Below are 16,697 nucleotides of genomic sequence, written 5' to 3'. Positions count from 1 at the left end.
GTCCCCTGTGCAATACAGAGTTCAATCCTTAGTAGCTGCTTAATATATTTGTCTAATTTTTTGGGTTCAGTTCAAAAATCAGTGGTCTTTTAAAGCATTAAGCAGCCTTCTGTTCAGTTTGAGTAACAGGTGTTTGAAGTGTATTATAAACCCCTGTCCCGATGACGTCTAATGCCATTTTCATACGTTCAGGCGAAATGTTTTCTAACACATTATCTTGAGGTGTATGGTATACCTTTTCAATATGATAGATTAATGGATTCCAGCTATCGACACCCATCCAAATAAATAGAGCGGCAGGAATACCAACTTCAGCAAACGGTACGTGATCACTAGAGCCGAATTTTCCTTGAAGAACGAGGTTATTATTTAATTGTTTACCTGCTTGCAGGGCTGCATCTGTTACAAGATTTGTAGAACCATCAGGTGTCATAGCGTATAAATTTTTTGCTTTATCATAATTTGTTGCAACCATATCAGCGTTAAAGACACCTAAAATACGGTCACGTTCTTTCTGAGATAGGCTATTTACATAATGGTCTGAACCAAGTAATCCAGTTTCCTCGGAGCCGAAAGTAATAAAACGAATTTCTTTATCAGTTTCTACATTTTGCAAAGCACGAGCTAATTCTAATACCAATCCAGTCCCAGAAGCATTATCGTTGGCACCAGGTGCTCCAACGACGCTATCATAGTGTGAACTTATAACGGCAGCTTTTTCATTACCTGTACTATTTTTTGGTTTCTTTTTCGCAATAACATTTAGAGAAGTTAAATTAGATTCATGTCTAGCTTTTAAAGAAAGGATTGTCGTTCCTTTTTTCGCAATTTCTTCTTTAAATGCATTTCCTTGAGCGTAAGCAAGACCAAATACAGGAACAGACTGTTTTTTCATTAAGCGGGGATTGAAAGTTTGTCCGTAGTTTCCACGCCCCCCAATTAAACTGTATAAAAGAACGCCCTTTGCCCCTTTACTAACAGCATTTTCAACTTGTTTATTATAGTCTGCTACCGTTGTTCCTCTTTCGAATAGAACAATTTTACCATTAACTTCATTTGGAATATCCGCTAATTTTGTTCCACCTTTAACAAAGATAAGAGGGGCTGTAACAGCCTCTGTAGAAATTAGTGCATTAGGAGCAGCACCGGCTTGCCAATTACGTTTTGTGGATAATGGCGATTCGATAAATCCAACGTACTGATCCGGCACTTGAAATGGCTGATATTCAACTTCATAGCCCATCGATTTAAGCTGCATACCAATATAGCGAGAAGCCCATTCTTCAGACTTTGTTCCACCAGGACGAGGACCAATTGTTTCGGATAAGAAACGGATATGTTCGATGGCACGGTTTGCATCAATTTTTTTTGTAATAGATGGAGTCTGTGTAATTTCTGAGGTGGAATCAGCTTTTGCTTGTCCGATTGGAGCTAAACCGACAGCAAGTGATACAGCAAGTAAAGAGCTTACCATTTTTTGTTTCAACGATTTTATCATTTTTTCCTCTCCCATTCTTCTATTCTCTCTGACTGACAAAAGAAGACGGATAACGACTTTATTTTACCTGTGCACCACTTATTTTTCAATATTCTGACATTTATAAATAAAAATGCTATATGCATATTTGCATATTTTTGGTGGAGATATGTATGCTATCATCTTAAATGAAGGTTAGCTTTCTGCTTGGAAAGCTCCTACATTGCATGAATCTAGTGTACCCAAACTTTAGATTATGTAGAGAAAAGAATCCACTGTAGGGTTTCTTTTCTCATGTTTGAATCATATGATGATAAATATGTTTCCGCATTTCATAATTATCATCAGTGATATATGTAAGGCATCCATATGAAAATACGAGGCTGTTCAAAGGTTTTCCGTACTTTTGGACAGCCTCACCCCGTTAAAAAGACGATACTTTATGTATCGTCTTTTTTGTATAAAAAAACATCCAATCAATTGAGAGATTAATTGGATGTAAAAAAAATTAATAATGTTTTTTTCGTTTTGTAGCTAAAATACTTAACAATCCAGCGAGTAGAAGAACAATACCTACTGTTTGTGTAGGATCTTCTTTATGACCTGTATTTGGAAGGTGTTTATCCGTATTTCGATCATTTTGCGGTTTGTTATCTGTTTTATTCGATGTTTCTTCGGAAGTTCCGTTTTCGTGTTTCTCAGATGTTTCATTGCCTTTGTTTTCTTCTTTATTTGGAGGAGTAACTGGCTTGTCATCTCCACCTGAAGAAGATTCAATTTTTTTATTTGAAACTGTAATTTGTAGTGGCGTAGCTTGGGCTTTATCAATTGTAAAGTTTATTGGTGATGCATCTAATTGATAGCCTTCAGGAGCCTTTGTTTCTACTAATTGATAATTACCAGGTTTCAAATCATTTACGATTAATTTACCATGCCCGTCTGTTTTTAAACCTTCTCGAATTATTTTTCCGTCTTGATCTAAAATATTGAAAATGGCACCTTCAAGTGTTCCGCGGTGATCAATATCAACTTTAGTTAACTTAATTGAACCCTTTGTTAAACTATTTAGAGCTGTAACAGAGGCAATTTGAGATTGTCCTTTCGTGATTGTGAAAGGAATTGGATTAGCATTTAAATCATATCCAGTAGGAGCTTTCGTTTCAATGAATTGATAGTCTCCTGGACGTAAATCAGAAACAGTAATTTTCCCATCTTTATCAGTAGTTAAATCAGTACGAACATCAAGTCCGTTAGAATCAACAATTTTAAAGATAGCCCCTTCAAGAGTAGTGCTGTCGATGTCGTCAAGCTTAGTTAATTCAACTGCGCCTTTCGTTAAGCTGTTAGTAACAGTAACAGAAGCTTTAGCTGTTTGACTCTTTTCAACAGTAAACTTGATAGGAGTTTGATTTAAGACATAATGTTTCGGAGCTTTCGTTTCAATGAACTGATAGTCTCCCGGACGTAAATCAGAAACAATAATTTTCCCGTTGTTATCGGTAGTTAAGTTAGTATGAACATCATTGTTTTTGTCATCGACGATTTTAAAGATAGCGCCCTCAAGAGCAGAACCATCGATATCATCCACTTTAGAAAGTTCGACAGCGCCTTTTGTTAAGCAATTAATAGCGGTAACAGAAGCGATTTTTTCTTGACCTTTTTTAACTGTGAACTTAATCGGTGTTTCGTTTAAGTCATAGTGTTCAGGAGCTTTCGTTTCGATAAACTCATAGTCTCCCGGTGGTAAGTTATCAACGACTAAACGGCCATTTTTATCAGTAGTTAAATCAGTATGGACATTGTGTCCATCTTTATTAACAATTTTAAATACTGCACCTTCAAGTGTTGTGTTTTGCTTGACATTATCAACTTTAATTAACTCCACACTACCTTTCGTTAAGCTATTAATAGCTGTAACGAAGACATGTTTTGTTTGACTTTTTTCGATTGTGAATTTAATTGGTTCTTCATTTAAGTTGTAATGTTTAGGAGCTTTCGTTTCAATAAATTGATAGTCTCCTGGTTGTAGGTCTTTCGCGATGATTTTACCATCTTTATTTGTAACTAAATTCGTACGAATGTCGTTACCATTCATATCAGTAATTTTAAATACCGCGCCTTCAAGTTTTTCTTTCGTATTTACAGAGTCAACTTTTGTTAATTCCACGCCGCCTTTTGTTAGGCCGTTTTTAGCGGTAACAGAAACGGGAGCTAGTTGGCTTTTCTCGATAGTGAAACTGATCGGTGTTTTATTTAAATCGTAATCTTTCGGAGCCTTTGTTTCAATAAACTGATAGTCTCCTGGGCGTAAATGAGAAACAAAAATTTTACCTTCTTGGTTAGTAGTTAAATCAGTGCGAACAACGTTACCTTTCGCATCAATGATGTTAAATACCGCACCAGAAAGTGTTATATCTTGATTTACATCATCTACTTTAATTAATTCTACAGCACCTTTAGTTAAGCTGTTAGTAGCAGTAACTTGCAGTGTTTCTTTTTGGCTTTTCTTAACTGTAAATTTAATTGGTGTTTCGTTTAAGTTATAGTGTTCAGGAGCTTTTGTTTCAATAAACTGATAGTCTCCCGGACGTAAATGAGAAACAGAAATTTTTCCGTGTGCATCTGTTGTAAGATCAGTGTGAACATCGTTACCGTTCATATCAACGATTTTAAATATTGCACCTTTAAGAGCATTGCCATCAACGTCATCCAATTTAGAAAGCTCTACAGCGCCTTTTGTTAAGCCATTGGTAGCTGTAACAGAGATAGGGTCTGCTTGGCTCTTTGTGATTGTGAATGAAATCGGTTCTTTATTTAAATCGTAGTGTTTCGGAGCTGTTGTCTCGATAAATTGATAACTACCAGGACGTAGGTCAGAAACGCTGATTTTACCTTTTTGATTCGTAATAAGGTCTTTGCGAATTACAGTACCATTCATATCAACAATTTTAAATACTGCGCCTTCAAGAGTAGTGCCATCGACGTCATCCACTTTAGCAAGTTCCACGCCGCCTTTTGTTAAACTATTTTTCATAGTAACAGTAGCAATAGTTTTCTGGCTTTTTTCGATTGTAAATACAATTGGCTTTTTGTCTAAATCATAATGTTCAGGAGCCGTTGTTTCGACAAATTGATACGTACCAGGACGTAAGTTTTCAACAACGATTTTACCTTCACCGTTTGTTTTTAAATCTGTTTTAAGTACTTTGCCATCTTGATCTAGTAAATTAAATACCGCATCGGCAAGTTTTGTTTGATTGTTTAAATCATCAACTTTAAGTAATTCGATACTACCTTGTTTTAAGCTATTTGTAGCAGTTAAAGAAATTGCTTTCTTCTGTCCTTTTTCAATAGTGAATTTGATTGGTGTTTCATCTAAAACGTAATGCTTAGGGGCTTTCGTTTCGATGAATTGGTAATCACCAGGACGTAGGTCGTTAATTTCGATTATTCCTTGTTCATTTGTAACAAGGTCTTTATGAACTACATCACCGTTCATATTAACAATTTTAAATGCTGCATCTTTAAGAACAGTGCCATCAACATCATCTACTTTAGAAAGTTTAACTGCACCCTTTGTTAAAGTATTTGTAGCAGTGACATGAAGAGTTTCGGTTTGGTTCTTTTTAATTGTAAATACGATAGGTTTTTTATCTAAATCGTAATGTTCAGGAGCAATTGTTTCAACGAATTGATACGTACCAGGACGTAGATTTTCAACAACAATTTTACCTTCATCATTTGTTTTTAAGCCTTCTTCAACTAGCTCTCCGTCTGCATCTAATAAATTAAATACGGCGTTAGCAAGTTTTGTATTTATATCAATATCGTCAATCTTTGTTAGTTCAACGCTACCTTTTTTCAAAGCATTTTTGCCTGTAACATTGATCTCTTTCGTTTGACTTCTTTCAATTGTAAATGGAATCGTTGTTTCATCTAATACATAGTGCTCAGGAGCTTTTGTTTCAATGAACTGATAGTCTCCAGGGCGTAAATCAGAAACAGAAATTTTTCCGTTTTTATCTGTAACAAGATTCGTATGAACTTCCTTACCATTCATATCAACAATCTTAAAGATTGCACCTTCGAGCATCGTGCGATCGATGTCATCGATTTTTGTTAATGTTACTGCACCTTTCTTTAAGCTGTTAGTAGCAGTAACATTAATATTTTCTTTTTGACTTTTTTCGATAGTGAACGGAATAGGGTCTTTGCTTAAGGTATAGTCTTTTGGAGCTTTTACTTCAACAAATTGATAATCTCCAGGACGTAAATCAGAAGCAGTAACTTTACCTTGTTTATCAGTCGTTAAACCTGTACGAATTACCTTTGTAGTATCATGAGCGTCAACAATTATAAATTCTGCACCTTCAAGAGTAGTGCCATCAACATCATCAACTTTAGTTAAAGTGACGCCACCTGTAAGTAAACTATTTTTTACAGTAACAGGGATAGGAAGATTTTCTTTGCTACCTTTTTTAATTGTGAACTTAATAGGTTTTTTGTCTAACTTATAATGTTCAGGAGCTTCTGTTTCAATAAATTGGTAATCACCTGGTGCTAAATCTGGAATAACTAGTACTCCATAATCATCTGTTTTTAAATCTTTCATAATTTCGTTGCCAGTTGCGTCTTGTAATGTGAATACCGCGCCAGCAAGAGCTATACTGCTTTCCACATCATCTTCTTTAATTAGTTTAACTTTCCCTTTCGTCAAACTATTTTTAAATATAAGTGGAATTAGCTTTTGTTGCCCTTTTTCGATTGTAAATTCAATTGGTTCTACATTTACATCGTAATAAGTAGGGGCCTTTGTTTCGATTAGTTTATAGTTACCAGGGCGTAAGTCGTCCACCACTAACTTTCCATCACTATTCGTAACAAGGTCTTTATGAATTACCTTTGTATCATCATTTGCATCTACAATTTTAAATACTGCACCTTCGAGTGTTTCCTTTTCATCTGCAGCGTTAACTTTTGTTAGCTCGATACCGCCTTTTGTTAAGCTGTTTTTAGCAGTAACGTTAATAGCAGTTGCTTGGCTTTCCTTAATTGTAAATTCAATCGGTTTTTTATTTAAGTCGTAATGCTCAGGAGCTTTCGTTTCGATAAATTTATAGTTACCTGGACGTAAACCAGTAGCAATAATTTTACCTTCTTGATTCGTAACTAATTCTGTACGGACATCTTCATTTTTGTTATTAACAATTTTGAAAACGGCACCTGTAAGTGCAGTGCCATCAACATCATCGACTTTTGTTAGTTCAACATCGCCTGGTAATAGACTATTTTCAGCTGTAATAACAATCGATGTTTTTTGACCTTTTTCAATTGTAAATTCAATTGGTGTTGATCGCAGTTCATAATGTTCAGGAGCTTTCGTTTCAATAAATTTATATTTGCCTGGACGTAAGTCAGAAGCTTTAATAGTTCCGTTTGTATCGGTAGTTAAATCCATACGAACGTCTTCATTCTTTTCATTAACAATTTTGAACATAGCTCCAGCAAGAGGAGTCTTTTTATCAAATTCGTCGACTTTTACTAACTCAACGGCACCAGTTGTTAAACTGTTTTTAGCAGTAATTGGAATGATACTTGTTTGACTTTTCTCGATTGTAAACGGAATTGGTTCTTTATTTAAGTCATAGTATTTAGGTGGTGTTGTTTCAATAAATTGATACTCACCAGGCTCTAAATCTTTAATGGATAAGGTTCCATCTTTTTCCGTTTTTAAGTTTGTACGCACGTCTTCGTTTTTGTCGTTTACAATTTTGAATACCGCACCTTCAAGGGTAGTACCATCAACATCATCAATTTTTGTTAAAGTCACGCCACCTTTAATTAAAGTGTTTTTTGCTTTAACAGAAGCTGCTGTAGTTTGGCTTTTTTCTATTTCAAATAGGATAGGTGTTTTGTCTAATTCATAATGCTCAGGAGCTTTTGTTTCGACAAATTGGTATTTACCAGGACGTAAATCTTTTGCTTCGATTTGTCCATGTTCATTTGTTGTTAATTTCTCATATCCAGTAATATTTTTTCCGTTGCGATCTTGAACAGTAAACTCTGCCCCTGCTAAAGTTTTATTATGATTATCAACTTTTGTTAAAAGAGCAGATCCTTTAGTTAAACTATTTGTCGCAGTTCGGTTTACTATTGTTGTTTGATCTTCAGAGATAGTAAAGCGAATTAGTTTGCTATCTAGTTGATAATGCTCAGGAGCCTTCGTTTCTTGTAAGTAGTAAGTTCCTGGCTTTAGTTTATCTATAATAATTTGTCCGTTATTATTTGTTGTTAATTCTTTGTGTTCTGAAATTACTTTTTTGTCTTTATCAAGTAGTGTGAAAACGGCACCTTGCAGTGTTACGTTTTTATTCAGGTCATCAGATTTTGTTAAAACTACTTTCCCGACAAATTTCTTATTTGCAAGTGTATATGTTGTAGTCTCTTGTGTACCAAGTTCAACGATTTTCCCTTGTTTTAAATCCCAGCTAATTACATAGCCTTCAGGAGCTTTTGTTTCTTTTAATAAATATTTATCGCGTTTTAAGTTATTAAATTTAGCAATCCCGTCTTTGTCTGTTGTGATTTTACGGATAACAGTTTTCCCTGTACGATCGTATAAAGTAAATTCTGCCCCGGCCAATGGTGCGTTCTTATTGTCATTATCTACCTTTATAATTTCAAGGTTCCCACGACCTTTAGTAGCAGATCCTCCGCCCGAACCAGAAGACATTCGTACTTCAATCGTTTCGGTAGTTTCTGTATTTGTTACTGTTAACTTATTGCCTGCGATTTTCGCTTTATTACTTACTTTTTCTTTATCGTCTGCATTAATAAGTGAACGATATTCTAAAATATAAGCTCGATCAATTTTTTTCAAGAAGGCAATTTCGAAATGTTGCTTTCCTGTATTATTGTCTGTTGTGATCTTTAACTTATAGTCTGTTCCTTGTTTTAATTCATTTGCTGTATCTTTTGTTAAATTTCCATATGGATCGACAGTTGTAGGATATAAGTGGAATGAATCGTCCACAAGTACCTGATTGTCTGTTGGATCGTCTGTTACAACTGCGTCTGCAATGGTTGATTGGCTTTCGTTAATTGCAATACTCCAATTAATATAGTTGTCATCTTGTACAGCTTTTTTTGTGACAAAGCTATCACCTTTATTTACTTGAGCATCACCTTTAAGAGTGTTAACAATTTTAGAGCCATCTTTTAACTCTGCCTCGTTTTTGTAGGTACCTTGGATAAGCTCACCATCAAGACTTGTTTTAAAGATAATATAATAAGGTGAATTAATTGATTGTTTGAAATGAACCTTTAGGGTGTTTTTATTTTTATCTGTAGGTTCTTCAAGTTCATATTGCTCAGTCGGTACAGCATTACCAGGTTTTGCGTTATCCGGACTTCCATTTAAAATCATGTCGCGCACTTCGATGGATCCTGGTACTAACTTTTGTTTATCTTGTATTACGTCTATAACATAAGGATCTTTAATCTCAACGTTATTATAATTAAAGCCTATTATCCAAGTGATTTCTTTTGTTTGAGCGTTATAAGAACCGTATTTATACCCATTCGCCTTTGTGAAAGCATCAGGATCAAAATTAGCTGCATCTTTATTTGATTGTTTGTTGGAATCTGCATCTATCCAAGATATGTTACCTGTATTTTTAAAGGAAGTTTTACCACTTACCAATTTTGTATAGTCAAAGTCTGTTGTATATTTTACAACTAATGTCTTTGTCATATTAGACTGATATGTACCTATAAGGGTAATGTTGAAACCTTTATCCGTCACATCTAAAACATAGTCAGTCCCAGCTTGAAGAGTATAATCTCCGTCTTTAATTTCTAATTTCTTATCTTTTAATTGCAATCCACCATGATCAAAGGTATCCGTAATGATCGCGTTGTTTAATGGATAGTTGTTATTATTTACTATAATTGTCCAAGTTGTTGTTTTGTCTTTATAGTTTGTTTCAGCTTTATTATTAGATTTAATAATATTTTGCTGCTTGAAGCCGGCTTCATTTTCTTTACTTGAACCATTATCAGCTGTAACTGTATTTTTTACTTTTCCATCTGTTATGACGTTACCAGTTGGCTTTGTTTTATAGGTAATTACATAAGCACTATTAATATCCTCATTAAACTGTAGGTCGAATCCATTTTTCTTTTTACTTACAGTGTAATTAGTAACAGCGTCTCCTGTTACAAGCTTTCCTTTATCATCATATGAAGCATTTTTCACGACAATAGAATTTTCATCTAGTACATGTGCAGCGTCAAAAACATCTTTTAAAATTGCATCTGTTTTTTTGATATCTCTTTGATCACCATTGTAAGTAATTGTCCATTCAATCATTTGCGTCTTTGGATCATATTTACTCGTTTTGTTTAAATGTGTACCACGAGAAACCGTTACAGTAGAGCTTGCGTTTTGTTGCTTTTGATTATCACTCGTTATCGTAACGTTATTTTGGAAATTTTCAACATTTTCATCAGTAATTTTTGTGGTATATTCGATTTGGTATGCTTTATCGATGTTATCTTTAAAAGCAATCTCTAATTTTGAACCATCTGATGAAGTGATTTTGTAATCTGCTGGATCAGCTTCTGCACCACGTGTTGCGTTCCCATTAACATCAACTTCTAAATAATAAACTTTAATAGAATCTTTATTTAAGCTTGTACCTTGTGGGATGTTATCTTTAAAAATAGCGTTTTTAAGCTTATCTTTCGTTTTATTCATCTCTACTGTCCAATTAATTTCATTTGTATTAATTGGCCTATCAGGTAACCCTTTTTTATTCGTAGCTGTTTGGACATTAGGCTTAAAGTCAACTGTAATAGAAACATCTTTATCTTTAATTGGGAAAGGAATTTCTTGTGTTGTTGTACCTTTAATTTCAGCTTTATTAAATTCTGTCTTTAATTGTAGGTTACCGACAAGATCTGGATGTTCTTCAACATAATCGTTGAATGTCATTGTGACCTTTCCCTCTTTTGTAACAGTAAAGTTCCCAATTGTGTTGCTTTCGCTATCGTATAAAGGACTGTTAATTGTATTGTAAATCTTAAAATGTTTAGGAAGATCAAAAATATAGTAATCTCCACTTTTGACATTCATTGATTTTAAAAGTTCCCATGTAAACTCAATGTTGGCAGGGGAATCTGTACTTGGACGGTTATCCTCTGTAAATGGTTTTCCGTCTTTGTCCGTTAACTTTACACCTGTTAAAATGTTTGTTGTTATTTGCTTTGGACCTGAATTTGTATTCTCAGCAGGGTTGCTTGCTAGTTTTTGTTCTGGGTTGTCAGTGGCTTGCGTAGCTGCTGGATTTTGTTCCGGATTGTCAGTAACAGGTTTAGTTGCTGGATCTTGCTCCGGATTGTCAGTAACAGGTTTAGCTGCTGGATTTTGTTCCGGATTGTCAGTAACAGGTTTAGTTGCTGGATTTTGCTCTGGCTTGTCAGTAACAGGTTTAGCTGTTGGATTTTGCTCCGGATTACCAGTAACAGGTTTAGCTACTGGATCTTGCGCTTGTTTATTAGTATCCTGTTTGGTTACATCTTCTTTAGAATCTTCTACTTGAACAGGAACTGAAATAGGATGAAGCATTGTTCCTAGAGGAAAAGCAATTTGAACTGATTTTTCTCCAGTTGTTAAAGTTGGGTTAAATACAGTATCAAGTTTAATTTTTCCTTTAGCACCTTTTGAAGTTTCTACTTGATCATTAAATAGTAGCTTTAATTTATTATCTTTAGCTGTTATAAAATATTGACCAATATTTTTTTGGTCTGCTACTAAATCCCCTTGCAAATCTTTAGATACTTTCAATGCAAGTGGTATTTGAAGTACTGCTGTCTCGTTTGCATGTACAACTTGTTTATCTTTTATTGACCAAGCGTATTCAACTTGAATGGTTGATCCTATCTTTATTAAGTTGTTAGGATTTTTTGCTTCGTCAATAATATGATTAGTTGCATCTTTCATTTCAACAGTGTCAAATAATGAATCCCCTGTTAAGGTTTCCGCTCTTACTTGATTGTATGGAAAACTAGCAAGCTGCGAAAATAGTACGAATACAGTTAAACATATATTGAAAAGTTTTTTCATTGTTCCTCCTCTGTACATTCCTTTGTCCATTGGGGACTTATTCCACATGAACAAATGGAATATTAAAAGTATTTGTTATAAGCGATTTGTTTTTGCTATCCCTCCATTTCTATACGCGTTCTCCGACAAAAAAGATGAATTCAATGTAGTGTTATTTAACGTAAAACAAAATGTATATTTACGCATTTCTATGGAAATATACACAATTCGACAAAAAATGTCGAAAAAAATACTGATATAAAAATGATATCAGACCTTTATAGGTGAGAGTTTTCATGTGAATCTAATAAAAAGAATGGTTATAAAGGTAAGTTTTACGATACATGCTAACCAAAGTAATGTATCCCTTTGTGAAGGCTTGCTTTTGCCTTAAGTTTATGTGGAAATAAAAATCTAGATAGGGTTGATTTTGGTCAGAATGAAGAAAATATATACTTTGAAAATAGTCATCTATTTTGCCTAAAAAGAGTTTTACGATTAGTGGACCGAAGTGGAAATTCGATTGTTTCTTACATTGTTAGAGGAATATAAGGATTACATAATATTCGACTAATCCGTTACTGCGGTCATTTTTGAAACTGTTTTAAATAATAAAAAAGAAGGTACGTTACTTCTTAGCGACAATATCTTTTTAGTAAAGATAAGCCTAAATAACCTCCGCTAAAGATTATATACTTAAATGATAAAGAGTTCAACAATACTTCATATATTTTCCAAAAATGAAAAAACGACTGTTTTATGTAGAATCAATCTACAAAACAGTCGTTTTTTCGTATTATATTTCTGTTAAAATTATCGGCTCACCACGTGTTACGACAACTGTATGTTCACATTGTGCAACAAGGCTTTTGTCAGGAGTAACGAATGTCCAACCGTCATCACCGCGTTCGATAATATGATCAGCTTTCATAGAGATAAATGGCTCTACAGCGATAACAAGACCGTCTTTTAGAAGCGCACTATCCATTGGATCATAATAGCTTAAAATGTGGTTTGGTGCTTCATGTAAACTAAGACCGATACCATGACCAGTTAAGTTTTGAATAACATTGTATCCACTTTTATGTGCGAAGTTTGAAACCGCACGACCAATTTGATTTTGTTTTGAACCAGCTTTAACTTTTTTCATTGCTGCCCAAAATGCGTCAACAGCTGCTTGGCAAAGTTTTTCTTTTTCTTCGTCTTTCCCAAGTACAAATGAGATACCCGTATCTGCATAATAACCATCAAGTGCGGCAGATACGTCGACGTTTACTAAGTCGCCTTCTTTTAATACACGATCTCCTGGAATGCCGTGAGCAACTTCTTCATTTACACTAATGCAAGTTACACCAGGGAAATCATATTCTTTTTCAGGTGCAGAAATAGCACCATGCTCATCTAATACTTTTTTACCGATCAAATCAAGCTCTTTCGTTGTCATACCTGGCTTCGCTTCTTTTTTCATTTCTTCACGTGCAAGCGCAACGATGCGGCCGATTTTTCGTAAGCTTTCTAAATCCTGTTCATTACGAATAATCATGAAAACCACTGTCCTTCCTCGAATATATATCTTACCCGATTGTATCATGTTTATTTTCGTCCTGCTACTCGCTTGCGGTATGCGGGTTGATTCCTCACACAAAGAATACATGACAATTGTCATATCGATGTCATGACGCATCATACTGTTTCCTAACTTTTCCAAGGAATACAATGTAAATATAAGAAACAGCGGGGGTGGAGAGATGGAAAAGGTTATTGAGATAAATGGTGTTTCTAAAACATTTAAACATAAAAACGCAGTAAGTAACGTTTCATTTCACGTGGATAAAGGGGAAATAGTAGCATTACTTGGACCAAATGGTGCGGGGAAGACGACGATGATTTCGATGATGCTTGGATTAAAAGATCCTACAGAAGGGACAGTTTCTATATTTGGAAAGAGTCCAAAGCATAGAGGCGTTCGTAATAGCCTTGGGGCAATGTTACAAGAAGTAAGTGTGATTGATAGCATTACAGTGGAAGAGGCAATTGAGCTATTCCGCAGTTATTATACAAACCCGGTAGCGAAAGAAACATTACTACAGTTATCAAATTTGGAATCAGAGCGAAAGCAAAGATGTGAAAAGTTATCAGGTGGGCAAAAAAGAAGATTAAATTTTGCACTCGCACTTGCGGGAAATCCAGATTTGTTATTTTTAGATGAGCCGACAGTTGGAATGGATATTACGTCTCGAAGAACGTTTTGGGAAACGATTAAAAAGTTAGCAAGTGAAGGGAAAACGATTATTTTAACAACACATTATTTAGAGGAAGCAGATGCGTTGGCGAATCGTATTTTATTGTTTGCGAACGGAAAGATTATCGCAGATGGCACACCGGATGAGATGAAAGCGACGATTTCTCGAAAAACCATCTCGTTTTATTCTAAAGAAAAAATCCCTAAGAGTTTACTAAAGGAATTACCGCATGTAACAGAAGTACAGTCAAATGAAGGGCGCTTCACTTTAACGACGGAAGATACAGATGCCACTCTACAAGCAATTTATCAGAAGAATCTACCTGTAACAAATGTTTCTGTTGAACGTGGAAGTCTCGATGAAGCATTTGAACAGTTTGTCGCAAATCAAAAGGGGGAAATTGCATGAAAGCTTTATGGATGCAATGCAAAATAGAAATTTTACGTACGTTCCGTAATAAATTATTTATCTTTTTCTCATTATTAATGCCAGTTATGTTTTACTACATTTTCACAAATGTTGTGCAAGTGCCACAAAACGGAGATGCGTGGAAAGCACATTATTTAATTTCTATGGCGACTTTTAGTATTGTAGGGACTGCACTTTTTAGTTTTGGTGTAAGACTTTCTCAGGAAAGAGGGCAAGGTTGGACACATCTTCTAAAAATTACACCGCTTCCTGAAGGGGCGTATTTAACAGCAAAAATTATCGCTCAAACAGTAGTAAATGCTTTTTCAATCTTAGTTATTTTTATGGCAGGGATATTAATTAATCATGTTGAGTTAACGGTAGGACAATGGATTGGTGCTGGATTATGGTTATTGTTAGGTGTGACACCATTTTTAGCACTCGGAACAGTAATAGGTTCCATTAAGAAGGCGGATGCAGCTGCTGGTCTAGCAAATATTTTAAATATGAGTTTAGCTGTAATTGGCGGGTTATGGATGCCGATTGAAGTATTCCCGAAAATATTAAGAACGATTGGTGAATGGACACCGACATATCATTTTGGAAGCGGTGCGTGGGATATTGTAGCTGGAAAATCAATTGGATGGGAAAATATCGCGGTATTAGGAGGTTATTTCCTTATATTTGTTGTAGTATCAATATATATAAGAAAAAGACAGGAAGCGGTATAAATGATAGAGAAGAAGAGGATTGAGGTTTTTCCGAAACATATGGGATTTTTTCCGTATATGTGGCTCGTATATTTGTTATTTCCAATTTATAATTTAACACAAGTATCAGGATGGAAACTTGTAATGGGGATCGGTATGTTGATAGTCTTCATTATCACATACCGTCAACTTTATTTTGTTCAGAAGACGTTCGTTTTGTGGGCGTTTATTCAAATGATATTAACCTTTTTATTTGCCATATTTTATAATCCTTTCATGATATTCTTTGGCTTTTTCACGGCAAGTTCGATGGGCTTTGCGCCAAGTAAGAAAGTATTTCGAGTGCTACTATGTCTGTTAGTTGTAATGCTCGGAGCATTTGTATTTGTAAATATGAATCAACTAACACCGGCAAATTTAGTAAATATCGTTCCGATGTTTATTTTAATGCTTCTTACGCCATTTGGTATGCGTAATTTTAATCAGAAAAAGATGTTAAAGAACCAATTAAACGAAGCGAATGAGCAAATTAAAGATTTAGTAAAACGTGAGGAACGGCAGCGAATTGCACGGGATCTTCATGACACGTTAGGTCATACGTTATCTCTTATTACGTTAAAAAGCCAGCTTGTTGAGAAGTTAATCGTAAAAAATCCAGAGCGTGCAAGTGTGGAAGCAAAGGAAATTACACAAACATCTCGTACCGCTTTAAAACAGCTGAGGGAATTAATTTCTGATATGCGCATGATTACAGTAGAAGAAGAGCTTGAGCAAATAAAAGCGATCTTACAAGCTGCTAATATTGAATTAGAAATAGAACAAGAAGCGAGTGCAAGTTCGTTATCACCGATTGAACAAAATATTTTAGGAATGTGTTTACGTGAGGCTGTGACGAATGTTGTAAAACATAGTAAGGCGACGCAGTGTACAGTTTCTGTATTAGAATCACAAGGTGAGCTGATTTTGAAAGTAGAAGATAACGGAATTGGTTTAGAGGATCAAAGCAATGATGGAAATGGTATTCGCGGTATGAAAGAGCGAATTGCTCTTATTGATGGATTTGTTGAACTAAATACGATACATCCAGGGACGCTATTAAAAGTAAAAGTACCAGTTGTCATTAGAACAGGAAAAGATGAGGTGAGGGTATGATTCGAATTATTATTGCGGAAGATCAACGGATGCTTCGTGGTGCATTAGGAGCCCTACTTGATTTAGAAGATGATATGGAAGTGATTGGGCAAGCTGCGAACGGGGAAGAGGCGTTAAAATTAATTGAATCGTTAAAGCCAGATGTAAGTATTATGGATATTGAAATGCCGATTCAAAGTGGATTGGATGTCGCTGAGACTTTAAAGAAAGAAAAATCATCATGCAAAGTAATGATTTTAACAACATTTGCAAGACCTGGTTATTTTGAACGAGCAATGAAAGCTGGTGTGCACGGATATTTGTTAAAAGATAGCCCAAGTGAAGATTTAGCCGCAGCGATTCGTAATGTAATGAAGGGAAAACGAGAAGTTTCTCAAGATTTAATGTTTGGTTTATGGCAGGAGCAAAATCCGTTGTCAGATCGTGAAAAAGAAGTATTGTTACTTGCTAAAGAAGGAAAGACTGCAAATGAAATTGCGAAAACACTTTATCTTTCACCGGGCACAGTACGTAATTATATTTCTGAAGTGTTAACGAAGCTCGACGCGAAAAATAGAATTGAGGCAATTACAATTGCGGAAGAAAAGGGATGGATATGAAAA

The 16,697-nt window shown here is 35.1% G+C and carries 7 protein-coding genes; 4 read left to right on the top strand and 3 right to left on the bottom strand.

Annotated elements, in window-relative coordinates:
- Window positions 1-97: 97 nt before the first annotated feature.
- From JDS92_RS20175 to map, 3 genes are all read right to left on the bottom strand, one after another.
- Window positions 98-1,498 (bottom strand): M28 family metallopeptidase, encoded by a 1,401-nt coding sequence (locus JDS92_RS20175; protein WP_199632424.1) that lies wholly within the window; start codon window positions 1,496-1,498, stop codon window positions 98-100.
- 487 nt (window positions 1,499-1,985) lie between these two features.
- The gene (locus JDS92_RS20170; RefSeq protein ID WP_199632423.1) at window positions 1,986-11,603 is read right to left on the bottom strand and encodes a SpaA isopeptide-forming pilin-related protein; all 9,618 of its coding nucleotides are present in this window, start codon (window positions 11,601-11,603) and stop codon (window positions 1,986-1,988) included.
- Between the two features lie 775 nt (window positions 11,604-12,378).
- Window positions 12,379-13,173: a type I methionyl aminopeptidase gene (gene map / locus JDS92_RS20165; RefSeq protein ID WP_002106654.1), complete on the bottom strand. Its 795-nt coding sequence runs from the start codon at window positions 13,171-13,173 to the stop codon at window positions 12,379-12,381.
- A 157-nt stretch (window positions 13,174-13,330) separates the two neighbouring features.
- On the opposite strand from map, the gene JDS92_RS20160 reads away from it, so the two are divergent.
- From JDS92_RS20160 to JDS92_RS20145, 4 genes are read left to right on the top strand one after another with little or no spacing between them, the layout of a single operon-like run.
- The gene (locus JDS92_RS20160) at window positions 13,331-14,233 is read left to right on the top strand and encodes an ABC transporter ATP-binding protein (protein WP_097958198.1); all 903 of its coding nucleotides are present in this window, start codon (window positions 13,331-13,333) and stop codon (window positions 14,231-14,233) included.
- Window positions 14,230-14,964: an ABC transporter permease gene (locus JDS92_RS20155; protein WP_000646291.1), complete on the top strand. Its 735-nt coding sequence runs from the start codon at window positions 14,230-14,232 to the stop codon at window positions 14,962-14,964. The genes JDS92_RS20160 and JDS92_RS20155 overlap by 4 nt, the downstream gene beginning before the upstream one ends.
- A complete protein-coding gene (locus JDS92_RS20150) occupies window positions 14,965-16,095 on the top strand; it encodes a sensor histidine kinase (protein WP_199632422.1) in 1,131 nt (376 codons plus the stop codon).
- Window positions 16,092-16,694, top strand: a complete 603-nt coding sequence (locus tag JDS92_RS20145) for a response regulator transcription factor (RefSeq protein ID WP_000619274.1) — start codon at window positions 16,092-16,094, stop codon at window positions 16,692-16,694. Before JDS92_RS20150 ends, JDS92_RS20145 begins: the two co-directional genes overlap by 4 nt.
- Window positions 16,695-16,697: the final 3 nt, after the last annotated feature.

Source organism: Bacillus cereus group sp. N12, assembly GCF_016483575.1.
Lineage (GTDB): Bacteria > Bacillota > Bacilli > Bacillales > Bacillaceae_G > Bacillus_A > Bacillus_A toyonensis.
This window is presented reverse-complemented; position numbering and strand designations above follow the sequence as displayed.

Coding starts and splice junctions, on each gene's coding strand:
- JDS92_RS20145 (WP_000619274.1), top strand. CDS start 16,092: ATGATTCGAATTATTATTGCGGAAGATCAACGGATGCTTCGTGGTGCA.
- JDS92_RS20150 (WP_199632422.1), top strand. CDS start 14,965: ATGATAGAGAAGAAGAGGATTGAGGTTTTTCCGAAACATATGGGATTT.
- JDS92_RS20160 (WP_097958198.1), top strand. CDS start 13,331: ATGGAAAAGGTTATTGAGATAAATGGTGTTTCTAAAACATTTAAACAT.
- JDS92_RS20170 (WP_199632423.1), bottom strand. CDS start 11,603: ATGAAAAAACTTTTCAATATATGTTTAACTGTATTCGTACTATTTTCG.
- JDS92_RS20155 (WP_000646291.1), top strand. CDS start 14,230: ATGAAAGCTTTATGGATGCAATGCAAAATAGAAATTTTACGTACGTTC.
- map (WP_002106654.1), bottom strand. CDS start 13,173: ATGATACAATCGGGTAAGATATATATTCGAGGAAGGACAGTGGTTTTC.
- JDS92_RS20175 (WP_199632424.1), bottom strand. CDS start 1,498: ATGATAAAATCGTTGAAACAAAAAATGGTAAGCTCTTTACTTGCTGTA.